Source organism: Streptomyces flavidovirens DSM 40150, assembly GCF_000429085.1.
In the GTDB taxonomy this organism is placed as follows: Bacteria; Actinomycetota; Actinomycetes; order Streptomycetales; family Streptomycetaceae; genus Streptomyces; species Streptomyces flavidovirens.
In genome coordinates this window covers 359,173-376,078 of sequence record NZ_AUBE01000001.1, presented here as the reverse complement: position 1 = coordinate 376,078, position 16,906 = coordinate 359,173, and the positions used below count along the sequence as shown (strand labels likewise).

At 69.2% G+C, this 16,906-nt stretch carries 16 protein-coding genes and 1 pseudogene; 13 read left to right on the top strand and 4 right to left on the bottom strand.

Features of this window, described 5'->3' with window-relative positions; genetic code table 11:
* The first annotated feature begins 4 nt into the window (after positions 1-4).
* From G412_RS0101740 to G412_RS0101705, 8 genes are read left to right on the top strand one after another with little or no spacing between them, the layout of a single operon-like run.
* Positions 5-1,261, top strand: a complete 1,257-nt coding sequence (locus G412_RS0101740; RefSeq protein ID WP_028810552.1) for an MCE family protein — start codon at positions 5-7, stop codon at positions 1,259-1,261.
* Entirely contained in the window at positions 1,258-2,295 is a 1,038-nt protein-coding gene (locus G412_RS0101735; RefSeq protein ID WP_028810551.1) for an MCE family protein, read from the top strand. The genes G412_RS0101740 and G412_RS0101735 overlap by 4 nt, the downstream gene beginning before the upstream one ends.
* Positions 2,292-3,275 (top strand): MCE family protein, encoded by a 984-nt coding sequence (locus tag G412_RS0101730; protein WP_028810550.1) that lies wholly within the window; start codon positions 2,292-2,294, stop codon positions 3,273-3,275. The genes G412_RS0101735 and G412_RS0101730 overlap by 4 nt, the downstream gene beginning before the upstream one ends.
* The gene (locus G412_RS0101725) at positions 3,272-4,435 is read left to right on the top strand and encodes an MCE family protein (RefSeq protein WP_037647279.1); all 1,164 of its coding nucleotides are present in this window, start codon (positions 3,272-3,274) and stop codon (positions 4,433-4,435) included. Before G412_RS0101730 ends, G412_RS0101725 begins: the two co-directional genes overlap by 4 nt.
* Positions 4,432-5,772: an MCE family protein gene (locus tag G412_RS0101720; protein ID WP_028810548.1), complete on the top strand. Its 1,341-nt coding sequence runs from the start codon at positions 4,432-4,434 to the stop codon at positions 5,770-5,772. The genes G412_RS0101725 and G412_RS0101720 overlap by 4 nt, the downstream gene beginning before the upstream one ends.
* Positions 5,769-6,974 (top strand): MCE family protein, encoded by a 1,206-nt coding sequence (locus tag G412_RS0101715; RefSeq protein WP_028810547.1) that lies wholly within the window; start codon positions 5,769-5,771, stop codon positions 6,972-6,974. Before G412_RS0101720 ends, G412_RS0101715 begins: the two co-directional genes overlap by 4 nt.
* On the top strand, positions 6,947-7,486 hold the full coding sequence (locus G412_RS0101710) for a hypothetical protein (protein ID WP_244282820.1): 540 nt from the start codon (positions 6,947-6,949) through the stop codon (positions 7,484-7,486). The genes G412_RS0101715 and G412_RS0101710 overlap by 28 nt, the downstream gene beginning before the upstream one ends.
* Positions 7,487-7,532: 46 nt before the next feature.
* Positions 7,533-8,303: a hypothetical protein gene (locus G412_RS0101705; RefSeq protein WP_028810545.1), complete on the top strand. Its 771-nt coding sequence runs from the start codon at positions 7,533-7,535 to the stop codon at positions 8,301-8,303.
* Between the two features lie 46 nt (positions 8,304-8,349).
* Here G412_RS0101705 and G412_RS0101700 read toward each other — a convergent pair whose 3' ends face one another.
* Positions 8,350-8,898 carry a type II toxin-antitoxin system HicB family antitoxin gene (locus G412_RS0101700; RefSeq protein WP_028810544.1) on the bottom strand — a complete coding sequence of 183 codons (549 nt, stop codon included), beginning with the start codon at positions 8,896-8,898 and terminating at the stop codon, positions 8,350-8,352.
* A 46-nt stretch (positions 8,899-8,944) separates the two neighbouring features.
* Positions 8,945-9,823 (bottom strand): SCO2400 family protein, encoded by an 879-nt coding sequence (locus tag G412_RS37070; protein ID WP_425274428.1) that lies wholly within the window; start codon positions 9,821-9,823, stop codon positions 8,945-8,947.
* A 211-nt stretch (positions 9,824-10,034) separates the two neighbouring features.
* On the opposite strand from G412_RS37070, the gene G412_RS0101690 reads away from it, so the two are divergent.
* A complete protein-coding gene (locus G412_RS0101690; protein ID WP_028810542.1) occupies positions 10,035-10,976 on the top strand; it encodes an NAD-dependent epimerase/dehydratase family protein in 942 nt (313 codons plus the stop codon).
* A 61-nt stretch (positions 10,977-11,037) separates the two neighbouring features.
* Here G412_RS0101690 and G412_RS37605 read toward each other — a convergent pair.
* Positions 11,038-11,124, bottom strand: a pseudogene (locus G412_RS37605) (ATP-binding cassette domain-containing protein); the annotation flags it as partial.
* 114 nt (positions 11,125-11,238) lie between these two features.
* On the opposite strand from G412_RS37605, the gene G412_RS0101685 reads away from it, so the two are divergent.
* Positions 11,239-12,033 carry a PASTA domain-containing protein gene (locus tag G412_RS0101685; protein WP_028810541.1) on the top strand — a complete coding sequence of 265 codons (795 nt, stop codon included), beginning with the start codon at positions 11,239-11,241 and terminating at the stop codon, positions 12,031-12,033.
* Between the two features lie 3 nt (positions 12,034-12,036).
* Here G412_RS0101685 and G412_RS32905 read toward each other — a convergent pair whose 3' ends face one another.
* On the bottom strand, positions 12,037-12,726 hold the full coding sequence (locus G412_RS32905; protein ID WP_244282819.1) for a CPBP family intramembrane glutamic endopeptidase: 690 nt from the start codon (positions 12,724-12,726) through the stop codon (positions 12,037-12,039).
* A gap of 250 nt (positions 12,727-12,976) precedes the next feature.
* On the opposite strand from G412_RS32905, the gene G412_RS37065 reads away from it, so the two are divergent.
* The 3 genes from G412_RS37065 to G412_RS0101665 all read left to right on the top strand — a co-directional run bounded on the left by G412_RS37065 (position 12,977) and on the right by G412_RS0101665 (position 16,898).
* Entirely contained in the window at positions 12,977-13,936 is a 960-nt protein-coding gene (locus G412_RS37065) for a cucumopine synthase-related protein (protein WP_051338046.1), read from the top strand.
* Between the two features lie 90 nt (positions 13,937-14,026).
* Positions 14,027-15,073, top strand: coding sequence for an NAD(P)/FAD-dependent oxidoreductase (locus tag G412_RS32895; RefSeq protein WP_037647475.1), 1,047 nt, complete (start codon positions 14,027-14,029; stop codon positions 15,071-15,073).
* A 22-nt stretch (positions 15,074-15,095) separates the two neighbouring features.
* Positions 15,096-16,898, top strand: coding sequence for a carbamoyltransferase family protein (locus G412_RS0101665; protein ID WP_028810540.1), 1,803 nt, complete (start codon positions 15,096-15,098; stop codon positions 16,896-16,898).
* Positions 16,899-16,906: the final 8 nt, after the last annotated feature.

Below are 16,906 nucleotides of genomic sequence, written 5' to 3'. Positions count from 1 at the left end.
GCCGATGCGCAAAAGCACACGACTGCGGCTGTACGGGATCGTCTTCCTCACGGTCATCGCCCTGCTGCTGTCCCTGACCGTCGCCATCTACCAGCAGGTGTTCACCTCCGTCGTCCGCATCACCCTGGAGGCGGACACGCTCGGCAACCAACTGGAGCCCCGCGCCGACGTCAAGCTGCGCGGCCTGCTGGTCGGCGAGGTCCGCGAGGTGCGGGCCGACGGCGAGAAGGCGACCCTCGGCATCGCGCTGAAACCGGAGCACGTCCGGCTCATCCCGGCCGACGTCCATGCGCGGCTGCTGCCCAAGACCCTGTTCGGTGAGAAGTACGTCGACCTGGTGGCCCCGCCCGCGGGCTCCCGTAACGCCGCCACGCGGCACATCCGCGCCGGTGACGTCATCACCCAGGACCGCACCGAAGTCGGCATCGAGCTCCAGCAGCTCATGAACGACCTGCTGCCGCTGCTGCGCACCGTGCAGCCCGCCGAGCTGAACGCCACCCTGTCGGCTTTCGCCACCGCCCTCGAAGGGCGCGGCGACAAGATCGGCGACAACCTCGTACGCCTGGAGGCGTACCTGCGCCGGCTCAACCCGCACATGCCCTCCCTGCAGGAGGACATCTCGCGGTTCGCCGATGTGGCCGAGGTGTACGGCGAGGCGGCCCCCGACCTGCTGCGGGTCCTGGAGAACACCCTCACCACCAGCCGGACCCTCGTCGAGCAGGAGGACCGGCTCGCGTCGGTCCTCACGTGGACCGCCACCGCCGCGGACACCACGGAAGCCGTACTCGACGAGAACTCCGCCCGGATCATCACGCTGGGCCGTGTCTCCCGTCCCACGCTGGCCCTGTTCGCCCGCTACTCACCGCAGTACCCGTGCCTGCTGGCCGGGCTGGTGCGGCAGGAAGCGGAGTCCGAGCGGGCGTTCAGCGGCGGGAAGATGCGCATCACCCTCGAATTCGTCCCCCAACGTCCCCCCTACCGACCCGGCGAGGAACCGCGCTATGCCGACCGCTCCGGCCCCAACTGCAGAGGTCTGCCCCACCCGCACGTCCCCGCACCGCCGACGAAACTCAACGACGGCACGTCGGCGTCACCCAAATCCGGCGGAGCCGTGCCCCCCGTGTCCGGTACGGCGGCCGAACAGCACGCCGTCGCCTCGCTCGTGGCCCCGGCCATGGGTGTGCCCGCCGACGAGGTGCCGGCGGTCACGACGCTGCTCTTCGGTCCGATGGCACGGGGAACGGCGGTGAGCGTCGTATGAGCCGTACGAACGCCAGGACAACGGCCCCGCAGCTCGTCAAGCTCGGCCTTTTCGCGGTGGTGACGGTGGTGGCGACCGCGTTGCTCGCGGCCACCATCGTCAACTTTTCCTTCACGCCCAAGGAGGCGTACTCCGCCGTGTTCAGCGATGTCACCAGCCTGGAGGAGGGCGACGACATCCGGGTCGCGGGCGTACGCGTCGGCCAGGTCGAAAGCATCGACATCAAGGACCGGACGCTGGCCGAGGTCACCTTCAGCGTCTCCAGCGACCGGCCGCTGCTCACCAGCACCCGTGCCGTCATCCGCTACCGCAGCCTCATCGGGCAGCGGTACATCGCGCTGACGGAGGGCGCGGGGGACGGGACGCGGCTGGCGCCCGGCGGGCGCATCCCGCTCTCCCGTACCGAGCCCGCGCTCGACCTCAACGCCCTGCTGAACGGGTTCAAGCCGCTGTTCGCCGCGCTGAGCCCCAAGGACGTGAACCAGCTCGCCACCGAGATCGTCAAGACCCTCCAGGGCGAGGGCGGCACGGTCCGCAGCCTGCTCACGCACACCGCCTCGCTCACCACGACGCTCGCGGAACGGGACAAGCTGATCGGTTCAGTGATCGACAACCTCAACACGGTCCTGAAGACCGTGGACAAGCGAAGTACCCGGTTCTCCGAGCTGATCGCGCAACTGCAACGGCTCATCTCGGGGCTTTCGGCCGACCGCAAACCCATCGGGGAGTCGCTGGCGGGCATCAACGGCCTCGCCGAGGCCACCTCGGGTCTCCTCAAGGACGCCCGCCCGCCGCTGAAAACCGACATCGCGGAGCTCGGCGAGCTCACCGGAACGCTGAACGACCACGAGAAGACCGTGGAAGGCGTCCTGCAACGGCTGCCCCGCAAGCTCAACAAGCTCACCGGCACCGCCTCGTACGGCTCCTGGTTCAACTTCTACCTGTGCGACTTCGACGGCCGGATCGTGCTGCCGAAGACCGCGGAGGTCATCACACCCGAACTCCATGTCGCGCGAGCGAGGTGCGGCCGTTGATTCCCTTCCGTGAACGCAATCCCGTGGTGATCGGCGCCGTAGGCCTCACCACGATCTCGCTGCTGATCGCCGCCGCGTTCAACGTCCAGGACCTGCCGCTGATCGGCAGCGGCGAGAAGTACAGCGCGGCGTTCTCCGAGGCCGGCGGGCTCAAGCCCGGCGACGAGGTACGGATCGCCGGTGTCAAGGTCGGCAAGGTCGACGACGTGGGGCTGGACGACGGCCACGTCAAGGTCGATTTCCGGGTCAAGGGAGACCCGGAGTTCGGGACGAGGACGGGTGCGTCCATCCGCATCAAGACGATCCTGGGTGCGAAGTACCTCGCGCTGGAGCCGGAAGGCGGCGGGCAACTGGAGCCGGGCAGCGAGATCCCGCTGAGCCGCACGGTCGCGGCGTACGACGTCGTGGAGGCGTTCAGCGACCTCACCACCACGAGCGAGCAGATCGACAAGAAGCAGCTCGCCACCGCCCTGGACACCCTGTCGGCCACCTTCGAGGACGCCCCCGAAGAGGTCAGGGCCTCCATCGAGGGGCTGTCGAAGATCTCCAGGACCGTGGCCTCGCGCGACCGGTCGCTGCGCGAACTCCTCGACCACGCCAACGGTGTCACCGGTGTACTCGCCGACCGCAAGGGCGAGTTCAGCAAACTGGTGAAGGACGGCGACAAGTTGTTCGAGGAGATCCACAAGCGGCGCCAGGTCATCCACGCACTGCTGCAGAGTTCCATCGCGCTGGGCGTTCAGCTGTCCGGCCTGGTCGAGGACAACCGGGCGGCGATCGGCCCCGCACTCACCCGTCTGAACACAGTGGTGCGGATGCTCGAACGCAACCAGGCCAGCCTCGACCGCAGCGTCGAGCTCCTCGCCCCCTTCACGCGGGTCTTCACCAACACCCTGGGCAACGGCCGCTGGTTCGACAGCTACATCCAGAACCTGGTGGCCCCCACCCCCGTGGTCCCGAGGACCGGAGGCTCACGATGAGAATCGACCGGCGGCTGCTGCGCCGCCTCGCGCTCGCCACCGTGCTCGTGGTCTGCGCCGTCCTGGCCTTCGTGCACCTGTCGCAGTCCCCGACGGTCCGGGTTACGGCGTACTTCCCGCGTACGGTCGGCATCTATCCGGGGTCCGACGTGCGCGTACTCGGCGTGCGGATCGGCGAGGTCAAGGAGATCACGCCGCAGGGGAAGCGGGTCCGGGTCGAGCTGGAGTACGCCGCCGAGTACAAGGTCCCGGCGGACGCCAAGGCGGCGATCATCAACTCCTCGGTGGTCAGCGACCGTTACCTCCAGTTGCTCCCCGTCCACCGGAGCGGCCCGGTGCTGCGGAACGGCGCCGTGATCCCCGAGCGCCGGACGGCCGTGCCGGTCGAGCTGGACCGCGTATTCGACAGCCTCCGTACGACGGGCGACGCGCTCGGGCCCAAGGGCGCCAACAAGGACGGTTCGCTGTCCCGGCTGCTGGCGGTCGGCGCGGACAACCTCCAGGGCCAGGGCGGGAAGCTGCACCGGACGGTGGAGGACCTTTCGCAGGCCGTCACCACGCTGTCCGACGGCCGGCAGGACCTGTTCGGGACGGTGGAGAACCTTCAGGAGTTCACGGCTGTGCTGGCACAGGACGATGCGAGCGTCCGGTCGTTCAACAACAACCTGGCCAAGGTGGCCGACCAACTGGCCGGGGAACGCAAGGACCTCGCCGAGGCGATCAGGCAACTGGCGGCGGCGCTCGCCGATGTGACCGACTTCGTGAAGAAGAACAAGAAGGTGCTGACCGCCAATGTGAAGGGCCTCAGCAAGGTGACGAAAGTGCTGGTCACCCAGCGGGCGGCCCTGCAGGAGCTGCTCGACGTAGCCCCTGCCGGTCTGTCCAACCTGCAGAACGCCTACAACCCCGAATCCGGCACGCTCGACACCCGCAACAACGCCGAACATCCGCAGGACCCGGCCGCCTTGCTGTGCTCCCTGCTGAAGACGACGGGTGACACGGCCGACTGCCGTGACCTGGAAAAGCTGTTCGACTCGCTGCCCGAGCTGCCGGTGGCCGACGCGGTCACCGGAGCGGTGCCGACGGGCTTGACGGCATCGGCCGGCTCGACGGGCTCGACGGACAAGACGCTCGGCGGAATCCTGGAGGCCCGTACATGAGAGCCAAGCGAGCTCCGCAGAAGGCGGCCCTGTGGGCCGCCGCCGGTTCACTGCTCCTCACCGGCTGCGAATTCAACGGGCTGTACGACGTCCCGCTGCCCGGCGGCGCCGCCGCGGACGGCGACAGCTACCACGTGACGGTCGAGTTCCGGGACGTACTCGATCTCGTCCCGCAGTCCACGGTGAAGGTCAACAACGTCACCGTGGGCGCCGTCGAGAAGGTGGAACTCGACGGCTGGCACGCCCGGGTACGGCTGCGCGTGTCCGACTCGGTCAAGCTCCCCGGCAACGCGATCGCGGGCCTGCGGCAGACCAGCATGCTCGGTGAGAAGTACGTCGCGCTGTCCGCGCCGACGGACACCGAGCCGGTGGGCAGGCTCACCGACGGCTCAAAGATCCCGCTGTCTCGCAGCGGCCGCAACCCCGAGATCGAGGAGGTGCTGTCGGCCCTGTCGGCACTCCTCAACGGTGGCGGGGTCGCTCAGCTCAAGACCATCACGGTGGAGCTGAACAAGGCTCTGGAGGGCCGCGAGGACCGGGTCAAGTCCCTGCTCACGGAGCTGGACATCTTCATCGGCGGCCTCGACAAGCAGAAGAAGGAGATCGTCCGCGCGCTGGAGGGCGTCGACAAGCTGTCGAAGACGCTCGCCAAGGAGAAGAGGACGATCGGCCGGGCCATCACCACCATGCCGCCCGCGCTGAAGGTACTGGCCGACCAGCGGACCAAGCTGACGAAGATGCTCACCTCGCTGTCGGAACTCGGCAAGACGGGCACCCAGGTGATCAAGGCGTCGCGGGCGGACCTCATCGCCAACCTGCGCCGGCTCCAGCCGATCCTCCAGCAACTGAACAAGGCGGGCGCGGACCTCCCCAACGCCCTGGAGCTGCTGACGACGTACCCGTTCCCCCGCAATGTCGTGGACGCGATCAAGGGGGACTACGTCAACCTCAAGGTCACCGCCGATCTCGACCTGGAAAGCATCTACGGCAATCTGGCCGACGATCCGCAGAAGCCGGGGAAGCCGGGCACGCCCGAGCTTCCCGACGTGCCCGCCCCGGACCTCCCCGAGCTTCCCGGCGTGCCCGAGCTCCCCGGACTTCCCGAGGCACCGGACCTGCCGGACCTGCCGGACTCACCTTCGGCTCCTCCGGTTCCGCCAGTCCCTCCGGCTCCTTCCGACCCACCGGGCACGGGAGGCGGCGACCTGGGGTGCCTGCCGCTGTGCACCGGCACCCACGCGTCGTACAGCGACAGCGGGTCGTCCGCCGGGTGGAGCCCTCCGCGCGGTGTCGACATGTCCCTCGCGGAGCTGCTGATGAAGGGGATGATGCCGTGATCACCCGTATGGTCAGGCTGCAACTGCTCGCCTTCGCCGTCATCACCGCCCTCGGCGTGTCCTACGTCGGCGTCGAGTACACCGGACTGGTCGACCGCGCCCTGGGCCGCGGCTACACCGTACGAGCCGACTTCGCAGACTCCGGAGGCATCTACTCCGGCGCCGAGGTCACCTACCGGGGCGTGCCCGTGGGCCGCGTCGGTGACCTGCGGCTGTCCGGGGCCGACGGTGTCTCGGTGGCGCTGCTCCTGGAGGACTCCCCGAGGATCCCGGCGGACAGCCTGGCCGTGGTGGCGAACCGCTCGGCCGTCGGCGAGCAGTACGTGGATCTGCAGCCGCGGTCCGCGGCCGGCCCCGGCCTGCGGGACGGCAGCACGATCCCGCGCCGGAACACCCGCGCGCCGGTACCCGCCACCGAGATGATTCTCAGCCTGGACCGGCTGGTCAATTCGGTGAACAAGGAAGACCTGCGGATCACCGTCGACGAACTGGGGAAGGCGTTCGCCGGCACCGGCCCGCACCTGAGCCGGCTGGTGGACTCCGGCAACGCCCTGATGGAGTCGGCGTCGGACTCGCTCCCGCAGACCATCGCGCTGATCGAAGACTCCCGGAAGGTCCTGAAGACGCAGGCCGACCAGGGCTCGTCGATCAAGTCCTTCTCCCGCGATCTGGCGGCGCTCACCGCGCAGTTGAAGGCGAGCGACGGGGACATCCGCGACCTGATGGTCAACGGCACCTCCGCCTCCCAGCAGGTGAACACCCTCCTGAAGGACAACCGGACCCACCTTCCGGTCCTCCTCGGGAACCTGATCAGCGGCGGTCAGATCACCGTCGCCCGGCTGCCGGGCGTGGAACAGGCGCTGGTCACCTTCCCCGTCGTCGTCTCGGGCAGCTACACCGTGCTTCCCGGCGACGGCACCACCCACTTCGGCATGGTCGTCAACGCCGACGACCCGCCGCCCTGCCGCCAGGGCTACGACACCCAGCACCGCGACCCCGCCGACACCGCGGAGCGCCCGGCGAACACCAAGGCCCGCTGCACGGCCCCGCGCGGCGGCGACACGTCGGTGCGCGGCGCCCAGAACGCCCCGCGCGCGGGAGCCACGTACGACAAGCCCGTCCAGATCGGCTCGACGGGCGGGGCACAGAGCGTCTTCGGAAAGGAGTCCTGGCAATGGCTGCTGGTCGGACCCATGGCATGACCCGCGCACTCACGGCCCGCATCGCCCTGTGGGCGCGCCACCCGAGAGCAGTGGTGGTACTCGCCGCCGTGGCCGCCGTACTGGTGGCCTCCACCGGCTGGCTGGGCACGCGGGTGTACGAGCGTCATACGACGGAGCAGCGTCACCAGGACATCCTGGCCGCCGCCCGCCAGTCGGCGCTCAACTTCACCTCGCTCGACTACCGGCACTACGGCCGGGACAGCAAGAACGTTCTGAAGGGGGCGACCGGGGACTTCGAAAAGCAGTTCTCGGCGCAGACCGAACAGCTTACGAAGATCGTCGCCGACAACAAGTCCGTCTCCGAAGGCCAGATCCTCGACGCGGGCATCGCGCGGGCGGACGAACGTACCGCCCGCGTCCTGGTGGTGGCCGACAGCAAGGTCACCAACGTCTCCGCACCCAAGGGAACGTCCCGCAACTACCGCCTTCAGCTCGACCTCGTCCACGAGGGCGGACGGTGGCTGACGTCCAACGTCGAATTCGTCGGCTGAACGCAATCCCGCAGCATCCCCGCACCACCCACCGAGGAGAGACACCGTGGCGAACCCGACCGTCCGAGGCCGCGGCGGCACCGGCGCCCCCCGGCAGCGCTCCGTGGCAGCGGCCGCCCGCGCGGCGGCCAAACGCGTCGAGAGGACGCACCGGCCCGGCGACCCGGACCGGAAGCCGAATCCGGCGCGTACGTTCACCAAGGAGCCGAAGCGCGGGAACGCCGCCGAGCCGTCCCGCGCGACCGCCACCGCCACCGCCACCGCCACCGAGCCTTCGCGCGTGACCGCCACCGCGCCGGGCCGCACCCGTCGCGGCCGGCGCGGGGCGGTACTCGCCGTCCTCGCCCTGCTGTGCCTGCTGGGCCTGGCCGCCACCGCCACACTCACCTGGCAGCACCGGGAGGCCGAGCGCACAGCCCAGGCGCGCACGGCCGCGCTCGCCACGGCACGCAAGGCGGCGCCGGTCATCCTGTCGTACGACTACCGCCACCTGGACCGCGACTTCGCCGCGGCCCGCGGCCACCTCACCAAGCCGTTTCTCGACCAGTACAGCAAGACAACCAAGTCCGTGGTCGCGCCGACCGCCGCGAAATACCGGGGCGTGGTGAAGGCGACGGTCGCGAAGCCCGCGGGCGGTGACACCCCGGCGGCCGCGGTGGTGTCGGCCTCGCCGGACAAGGCGGTCGTCCTGGTCTTCATGAACCAGGTCACCACCAGCACCCAGGTCTCCGGCCCCCGCCTCGACCTCAACCGGGTACGGATGACGCTCGTACGAACCCCGCAGGGCTGGAAGGTCAGCGCTGTGGACGCGCTGTAAGGGCTGTAAGGGCTCTAAGGGCTGTACGTGGGGGCGGTGCCGGGTCTCAGGCGCCGTCCTCGGCGATCGCCCAGGCCGGGCGACTGGGCGACGCCTGCCGGGGCGGTGTCGGGCGCGTCGTGGGGCTGACGGGCGGGTCCACGGGGAGAACCGGTGCGGGTGCGCTCGGGGTGGGTGCGCTCGGGATGGGCTGCGGGCCACGCCACGGGCGGGGGTCGGCGGAGCCGCGGGGTGTGGAGAGCCGGGACACCTCTTGATGCGGCAGGCCGAGCAGTCGGCCGGCGTCACTCTGGCTGACGCGCAGGTCCTCGACCAGTGTGCGGCAAGCGACGGCGAGCGCCTGCTGTCCGGCGTCGGGCCCAGCGCCGGGCCTTCTTGCCTCACGTACGGAGTTCAAAAGCGGCCCGAGTTCCGGAACCACCAACTCCACGATGACGGTGGCCGGTTGGATTCCGCGCGCTTCGGCGATGGCGTCGCGCGCCATGCCTTCCGCCTCGTCGAGGGTGCGGCACTGGGTGTGGATGGCGACTGCCGGGATCTCGACGCCCCACCATCGGCCGATTCTGTGCAGCCGGGCTTCGTAGCCAGTGGTCACGGGGACTCGGCCTCCTTGCTGCCGCGGCGGGAAATCAGACGTCTCACTACTGCCCGACGCACACACCGATCAGGCACACGTGCGTCGACGACGCGGGCTCGTCCGCCGACGGGTCCGACAGCAGGCCGTCCACCACCGTGCCTACGAGGCCGGGGCGTTCGGTGGAGGCGGGCGGGGCCGTCTCCGGGGCCGGGTCCGGGGCGGAGGCCGGCGGCGGTGCCGGAGCCGGGTCGTGGGCGGTGCCGACGCCCGTTGCGTCCTTGGGCGGCTCAGGTGCCGACTGCTGTGCCGACCGCTGTGCCGTCTCCTGCGCCGACTCGAACGCGGTGCGCTCCGTGGCGCTCCGCGACGCGGCGGACCGGACCGCGCCCGCGCCCGTGCCGGCGGCGCCCCTGCCCGCGGTGTCCGGCCTGGCGTCGCCGGTGTTCCGCTCCCGTCCCGTCGTACTGGCCGGGGGAGTGCCGGCGTCCCGCGCGACCGGGGTGTCGGGCTGCTCCGACGACGCCCCGGTGGCGGCTGCACCGGTGGCGTCCTTCAACGGCTCCGGCGGCGGGGCGGCGTGGGTGTGGCCGGCGGACGGCCTGCCCGCCGGCAGCGCGGCCATGGTCAGGCCGCCACCGACGAGGGCGACGGCTGTCGCGGCCACGATCCGGCGCCGGTGCTTCTTCAAACGGGCCAGCCGCCGACGCCGGGCCGCCCGGCCCTGCCCGGTGGGGGCGGTGCCTTCGTAGCCGGCGGACGTACCACTGCCCGACGCGTCCGCCATCGCGTCTTCGGACGCGCCGGCCCCCGAAGCGGGTATTTCTTCCGCTGTCTCGGCCACGTACTGATGGGCGGGCGGGGCGATGTCCGGAGCGTATGCGCCGCATCCGGGGCACATGAGGGCCCCATTGAGATGTCGGCGGCACGAGGAGCAGTAGTCCATCTGCGATCTTTCTGTGCTGACTGCGTTGCCAGGGAGGCCGGCGACCTGTTCAAGTTCGCACGCGGGATCGAGCGGCCGTAACGCTAATCGCACACCCCGAAGGTGGTGCGCGGTCCGTGTGACGCTGCTGCGAAGATTTTCCTGCCGGTTACCCCGTTCCGCCGCCGCCACGCCTCCTGAACCGGTCGGCGCGTCGCGCTAGTGTGCGAGCGTGAGCCTTCATGTCGTCATAGGATTCGGGCCCGCCGGAGCGGCCACTGCTCGGCTGCTGGCCGAAAAGGGCCATCAGGTACGGGTCGTCACCAAGTCGGGCCGAAGCCCGGAGCCCGGCATCGAGCACGTCGCGCTGGACGCGACGGACAGCGAGCGACTGATCGAGGCCGCGCAGGGCGCTGCCGCGATCTACAGCTGCGCCGCACCCCCCTACCACCGCTGGCTGAGCGAATGGCCGCCGCTGGCCTCGTCGGTCTGCGCGGCGGCCGAGGCGACCGGGGCCGTCCTGGTCTTGCTGGGGAACCTCTACGGTTACGGTCCGGTGGACGGCCCCATGACCGAGGAGCTGCCCCTCGCGGCGACCGGCCCCAAGAGGCGGGTGCGCAGCGCCATTTGGCAGCAGGCGCGGAAACTGCACGATCAGGGCCGCATCAAGGCGGTCGAGGTGCGGGCCTCGGACTTCTTCGGGCCCGGCGTGACCGACGGCGGGCACCTGGCCGCACGGGTCGTGCCACGACTGCTGCGCGGCAAGCCGGTCTCCACACTCGGGGACCCGGACGCCCCGCACAGCTGGAGCTATCTCCCCGACGTGGCCGGGGCCCTGGTCGAGGTGGCGGGCGAGGAGCGCGCCTGGGGACGGGCCTGGCACGTCCCGACGGAGCCTCCGCTGTCCACCCGGCAGATGGTCGACCTCCTCGCCGCCCAGTCGGGAACGGGGCCCGTCGCGGTACGCAGGCTGCCGCCGGCCGTGCTGGGCGTCGTGTCGGTCTTCTCGCCGCTGATCCGCGAACTGAAGGAGATCCGCTACCAGTTCGACCGCCCGTTCGTAGTCGATTCGAGCGCTTACGAAGCCGAATTCGCGCTACGAGCAACCCCCGTCGACGAGCAGGTCAAGGCGACGGTGGCCTGGTGGCGTGAGCGACTGACCCCCACCGGGTGACGTCTGCGTTCGGCGCCGCGCGATATGTGTGGCGTCCGCGCCCGGTTCACTGTGGGCCGCGGGACGTCGGCTCGTCGAGCAGCAGGAGGGAGGGCCGGGCGAGCAGGGCGCGGGCCAGGGCGACCCGCTGTCGCTCGCCCCCGGAGAGCGTGCACCTTCCTCACGCTTACGTCACAGGTTCATCACTTCCGGAGGATCTGCCTCACTCAGCTCCCGACCGGGTCGCTACGGTCATGCCTCCACGAACCACCCTGGAGACCGCATGAGTTGGAACACCCAAGCGCAGCCGCAGTGGGGGCAGCCTCCAGTACAGCCACCGAAACCGCCAGGAGCACGGCCCGGTTGGGCGCGGAAGCGAGTCGTCATTCCGTCGGCGGTCGGCCTGTTCTTCATCGGCGTCGTCATCGGCAGCGCCGGAAGCAGTGGTAAAGGCAGTGGTACGGAATCCACCAGCAATGCGAAACCAGGGCCCAGCGTGACGGTCACGGTCACGGCTCAGCCCAAGCAGGCCGGCACATCCGACGACAAGCCGACTGAACCGAAAGAGAAAGCGAAGCCCACCGCTGAGGACACGGGCGAGGAAGCGTCCGTACCGAAGTTCGTCGGCATGGGGCTGCAGTCCGCGCAGGACACCGCTCAGGCCAAGGGCTTCTACGGCCTGTCGTCGCACGACAGCCTGGGCCGGGACCGGTTGCAGGCCCTTGACCGTAACTGGAAGGTCTGCTCGCAGAACATCAAGGCAGGCAAGACGGTTCCCACGGACACCAAGCTGGACTTCGGCGCGGTGAAGCTCGAAGAGGCCTGCCCCGCCATGGACGAGGAACCTCTGGAAGCGGCGGGCAGCAAGATGCCGAACCTCGCCGGGAAGTCGGTGAAGGCCGCCCGCGGGGCCCTCGACTCGGGCACCTCGGTCACGGTGACGGATGCTGCCGAAGGCCGCATGGTGCTGATGGAGAGCAACTGGAAGGTATGCAGTCAGACGCCCGGTCCGGGAACGAAGCTGAAGGGTCAGCCGGTCGAGATCACCGCGGTGAAGTTTGAAGAGAACTGCCCGTAGCGATCACTTGGCCCACCAGCGGCTCGCCGCCCAGGCGAGCGCGTAGCCCGCACTGTTGAGAGCGCAGTGCAGTGCCACGGGTGGGATGAGGCTGCCGGAGCGGCGGCGGAGCTCGCAGAAGAGCACACCGGCGAGGGCGGTGCCGGCGACCGCCGCTGTCACGGACAGGGCGACGCCGACCTGGCCGGCTCCGAAGACCGCTTGGGCCGCCGCGTTCGCCCGCGTGAGCCCGCGTGACGGCTGTACGTGCCAGAGCCCGAAGAGCACCGAGGAAACGACGGTCGCCCAGACAGGTCCCCACCGTCGCCAGACCATGGCCCACAGCACGCCGCGAAATGCGATCTCCTCAAGCAGCACCGTGCCGAGCGGTACGCGGACCAGCACCCGGTACACCAGTTCTCCGGGAGACAGGCCCGCGGCCCGCTCGTCCTGGAATGCCTGCCGGGTGAACGGTAGGGCCAGGCCCACCAGATAGATCACGACAACGGCTCCGACCAGGACCAGGCCCCAGCGCAGCCCGCGGCGGGCCTCGGCCCTGCCGAGCCCCAGATCCCCCCAGGTGAGGCCGGACCGCCGGGCGATCAACACAAGCAGCACGGACGCCACTACACAGACCGGCACGTACCAACCGGGCGTGAGCAGGTCGTTGAGCGCGTTCGCGGCCGCCAAAACCAGGACAGCCAAGAGCAGCATCCACATGGCCGCACAAGGATCGCCGACGTTCACGACGAGCGCCCCGCAACGCGCCGTTCCACGGAGCGCCGCCTTATTTCGCGGGAACCAGGAAGCCGCCGCACACCAACCCACTGGCTCGCGGTTCTCGTAGAAACACACGAACCACCGGTCTGAGGCTGCTCAGGTTTCATGTTTTCAACGCCTGGCTGAAGCAAACCGGTTGGCGATGTACTCCTCGGACAAGCCGAACCAACGAACGGGGAAAGCCTTGTCCGAGAAGCTGCCTGGCCGCCAGATCGAGATCTCCTGGCCCGACCTCGGCATCACGGTCACCGCCGACCTTGACGGCCGCAACCCGGCACTCGCCGACGCCCTGTGGGAGTCCCTGCCCTACCAGAGCCTCCAGGGACACGCCCTCATCGCGGGAGAACACCTTTACCACGTAGCGCCGATACCCACTCTGCTGCACACCCCCCACGACACCCGTATCCCCGACCGGCGCGAGGCCCCCAACGGCACCGTGTTCTGCTCCGGCTTGCAGCACCTCGGCATCAAGTACGGCACTCTGACCGAGCCGATGCCCGCCGCCCCCGTCGGCCAGATCCGTGAGGCGGACATGCCCGCCCTGCTGGAAGCCGGGGCCGCGATCTGGGACGCCGTCTACTCCACGAAGAAGCAGATCGTCGCCGAAGTGCGCCGCGCAGGCGAGCCGGGCGGCCACCGCATCCCGATGCTCCACGCCACCAACACGGACGCCAGCCACCTGATCGCCGACATCCTCGCCGAGACGGAGAAGATCTGGCTCGCACCCCCGGCCGAGCTGGACGACCTCCACCAGGGCATCATCCCCTCCCGGGCAGGCAACTTCGGCACCGTCCTTCCCACCCTGCTGTTCGTCAACGGCGAGACACGGCCCCTGGGTTACGCGGCCTACGGCGGACTTGTCCGCGCCGCCGTCCAGGACATGCCCATGGCCTCCCTCGTCCACATGACCCGCCTCCTGGTCGGCGTCCCCGCCGAGTTCCTGGGCTACTGCGGCCTGGAGAAGCTGTGGGCGTTCACCCAGCGCTTCCTCGACCTCCTCGACCGCCTCGACCGTGACGACTTCTACGCCGTCACCAGCCAGATGGCCCTTTACATCAACTGCCTCGGCGGCTGGAACCTCCAGCTCTACCCGTGGGAGACCGGCGACCACCTGCGCCAGCAGGGCGCCACGGCAGGCGCGTAACCATGCCCGGAGCGGAGTCCGCCGGGGAGATGACGACACCGGCACTCATCCCCGCGACCTGGAACCCCACACCACAGGAGAAGGAAGACCTTGAGCGCCCTGCCTGCCCGCGCTGACGCCGTCGTCATCGGCGGGGGAGTGATCGGAACCTCCGCCGCCTACCACCTTGCCGAAGCCGGCGTGAACACCGTGCTGCTGGAACGCGGAAGCCTCGGCGGCGGGGCATCCGCGCACACGGCGGGCATGGTCCGCACCTACTTCCCCGGCGACCCCCGCACCGGGCAGATGGCCGTACGCAGTCTGAACGCCTATCACGACTTCGCCCGCCACACCGCAGCCCCCCTCGCCCTGAAGCGGCTCGGGTTCATGGTGCTGTTCACCGACGAACAGCAGATCGCCGAATTCGAGGCCACCCGTCAGGCCCAGCAGGCCGCCGGCGTCCAAGTCGGCCTGATCAGTGCCCGCGAAGCGTCCGCACTCAACCCGCTGATCAACGAGCGCGCTGTCCTGGCCGCCGCCTGGTCCCCCGAGGCGTACCACGTGGACGGTCTCGACATCGTCCGCGGTTACGCCGCCGCCGCCCGCAATCACGGCGGCCGCCTGTTCACCCACACACCCGTCACACGCATCGACGACGACAACACCATCCACACCCCGCGGGGCAGCATCAAGGCGGACAGCATTGTGTGTACGGCCGGGCCCTGGTCCGGCGAGGTGGCGTCCATGGCAGCGGTCGACCTGCCGTTGACTCCCCACGCGATCGAGATGCTGTTCACCGACATCCCGCCCTCCCCGCACCGCGAGATGCCCATGACGATGCACGCCGCCACCGGCCTGCGGATCCGCTCATGGAAGGACCGCATCCTCCTCGCCATGGGCGCACCCAAGGCCGGCGAAGCACGCGAAGCCTGGCTCGGCCGCATCGCCGGGCATCTCGGCACCCTGTTCCCCGCCCTGGACGGCATCGGCCTGCATCGCGCGTGGACCGGCGACTTCGACGCCAGCCCCAACAACACCGCCTTCATCGGCGAACACCCCACCCGCCGCTTCCTGTACGCGGCCGGATTCACCGGCGCGGGCCTGTGCCAGGCACCCGCGGCCGGGGAAAAGCTCCGCGACCTGCTGATCGGCAAGTAGCCCCATAACAGGAAGGAATGCCGTGATCGTTCTGGGATGTAATGGTTTCAGCCGGGTGTCGGAGTTCTTCTCCGAACGCCTCGGTGCGACCGGCATCAACAAGCATTACCTCTTGGGCCACGACGCCGCCGCCGCACTCCTGAGGGACGGCCGCCTGGTCGCCGCGGTAGAGGAAGAACGCCTCAACCGGGAGAAGAAGACCACCGACTTCCCCGCGAACGCGATCGACTGGTGCCTCAAGGAAGCCGGGATCACGTTCGATGACGTCGACCTGTTCGCCTTCCCCTGGAACTGGACCACCCAAGTTCTGGACGAGATCCTGGACGGCATCCGCACCTCGCCGCTACCGCAGGACGCGAAGACCAGGCTCATGGGCGACATGACCGACCTGTTCGACCAGGTCGTCAGCCACGAAGCGATCCTCGCGGACTTCGAAGCCCGCACCGGACACCGCCCCGACCCCGCCAAGGTCCGCTTCGTACCGCACCACCTGGCCCACGCCACGACCGGCTACTACCTCGCCGGCATGAAGGACTCCGCGTTCCTCGTCAGCGACGGCCGCGCCGAACGCTTCTCGACTTTGACGGGCGAAATCCGCGACGGCCGGATCACGGTCTTCGACGACACCGTGACCGGCGCCCAGTACTCCATCGGCACCCTGTTCTCCGCCATCACCCGCTTCCTCGGCTTCGTCCCCAACAACGACGAGTACAAGGTGATGGGCCTGGCCGGATACACCGCCCCGCCGACTCCCAACCCGTTCATCGACCAGCTTCTGACGCTGCACGACGACGGCCGCTACACCTTCACCAAGCCCCTTCAGACCGACAACCTCCACAGTCACGACGCCCTGTTCGAGGAGTACTTCGGACCCTTCGAAGACACCCTCGAATACAAGGCCCGCGTCGCCGCCGCCGCGCAGCAGATGCTGAACGTCGCCACCGCCCACCAGGTCCGCCACCTGGAGAAGAGGACGGATCTCGACCGGCTGTTGTTCGAAGGCGGCGTCGCCCTGAACTGCCTGAACAACACCCCGATGTTCGAAGGCTCCCGTTTCGAGGACATGCAGGTCAGCTTCGGCGCCTCTGACACCGGCATCACCATCGGAGCCGCAGCCCACGCCTGGCTCAACCACCCCGACACCGACCCCGCGGACATCCTCGCCGCCTCCGCCGCACCCGTCACCCCCTATCTGGGCCCGGCCTACGACGACGCCGCGATCGAGGACGCCCTTGAGGGTTTCACCGGCCGCGTCGTCGTCTCGCGCCTGGACGATGACGAGGTCATCGAGCATGTGGCGAAGCTGCTGACGAAGAAGGTCGTCATCGGCTGGTTCGAAGGCCGCATCGAGCACGGGCCACGTGCGCTGGGGCATCGCAGCATCCTCGCCAACCCCGGCTTCAGCGACATCAAGGACATCATCAACACCCGGGTCAAGCACCGCGAGCCCTTCCGCCCGTTCGCTCCCCTTGTCCTCGAAGAGCAGGCGCCGAAGATCTTCGACATGGGGCGTAAGACCAGTTCCCCGTACATGACGTTCGTCTTCCCCGTCCGCGACGCATACAAGGACCGCATCCCCGGCGCCGTACACGTGGACGGCACCTCCCGTATCCAGACCCTGACAGACGAGGGAACCCCACGGCTTACGGCGCTGCTGCGGAAGTTCACCGAACTCACCGGCACTCCCTGCCTGATCAACACCTCGTTCAACGTCGCCGGCGAACCCATCGTCTGCACGCCCACCGACGCCCTGAACTGCTTCATGGGCACCGAGATCGACTATCTGATCCTCGGAAACCACCTCGTCGCCAAGAACGAGTCCTAGAAGAAGGA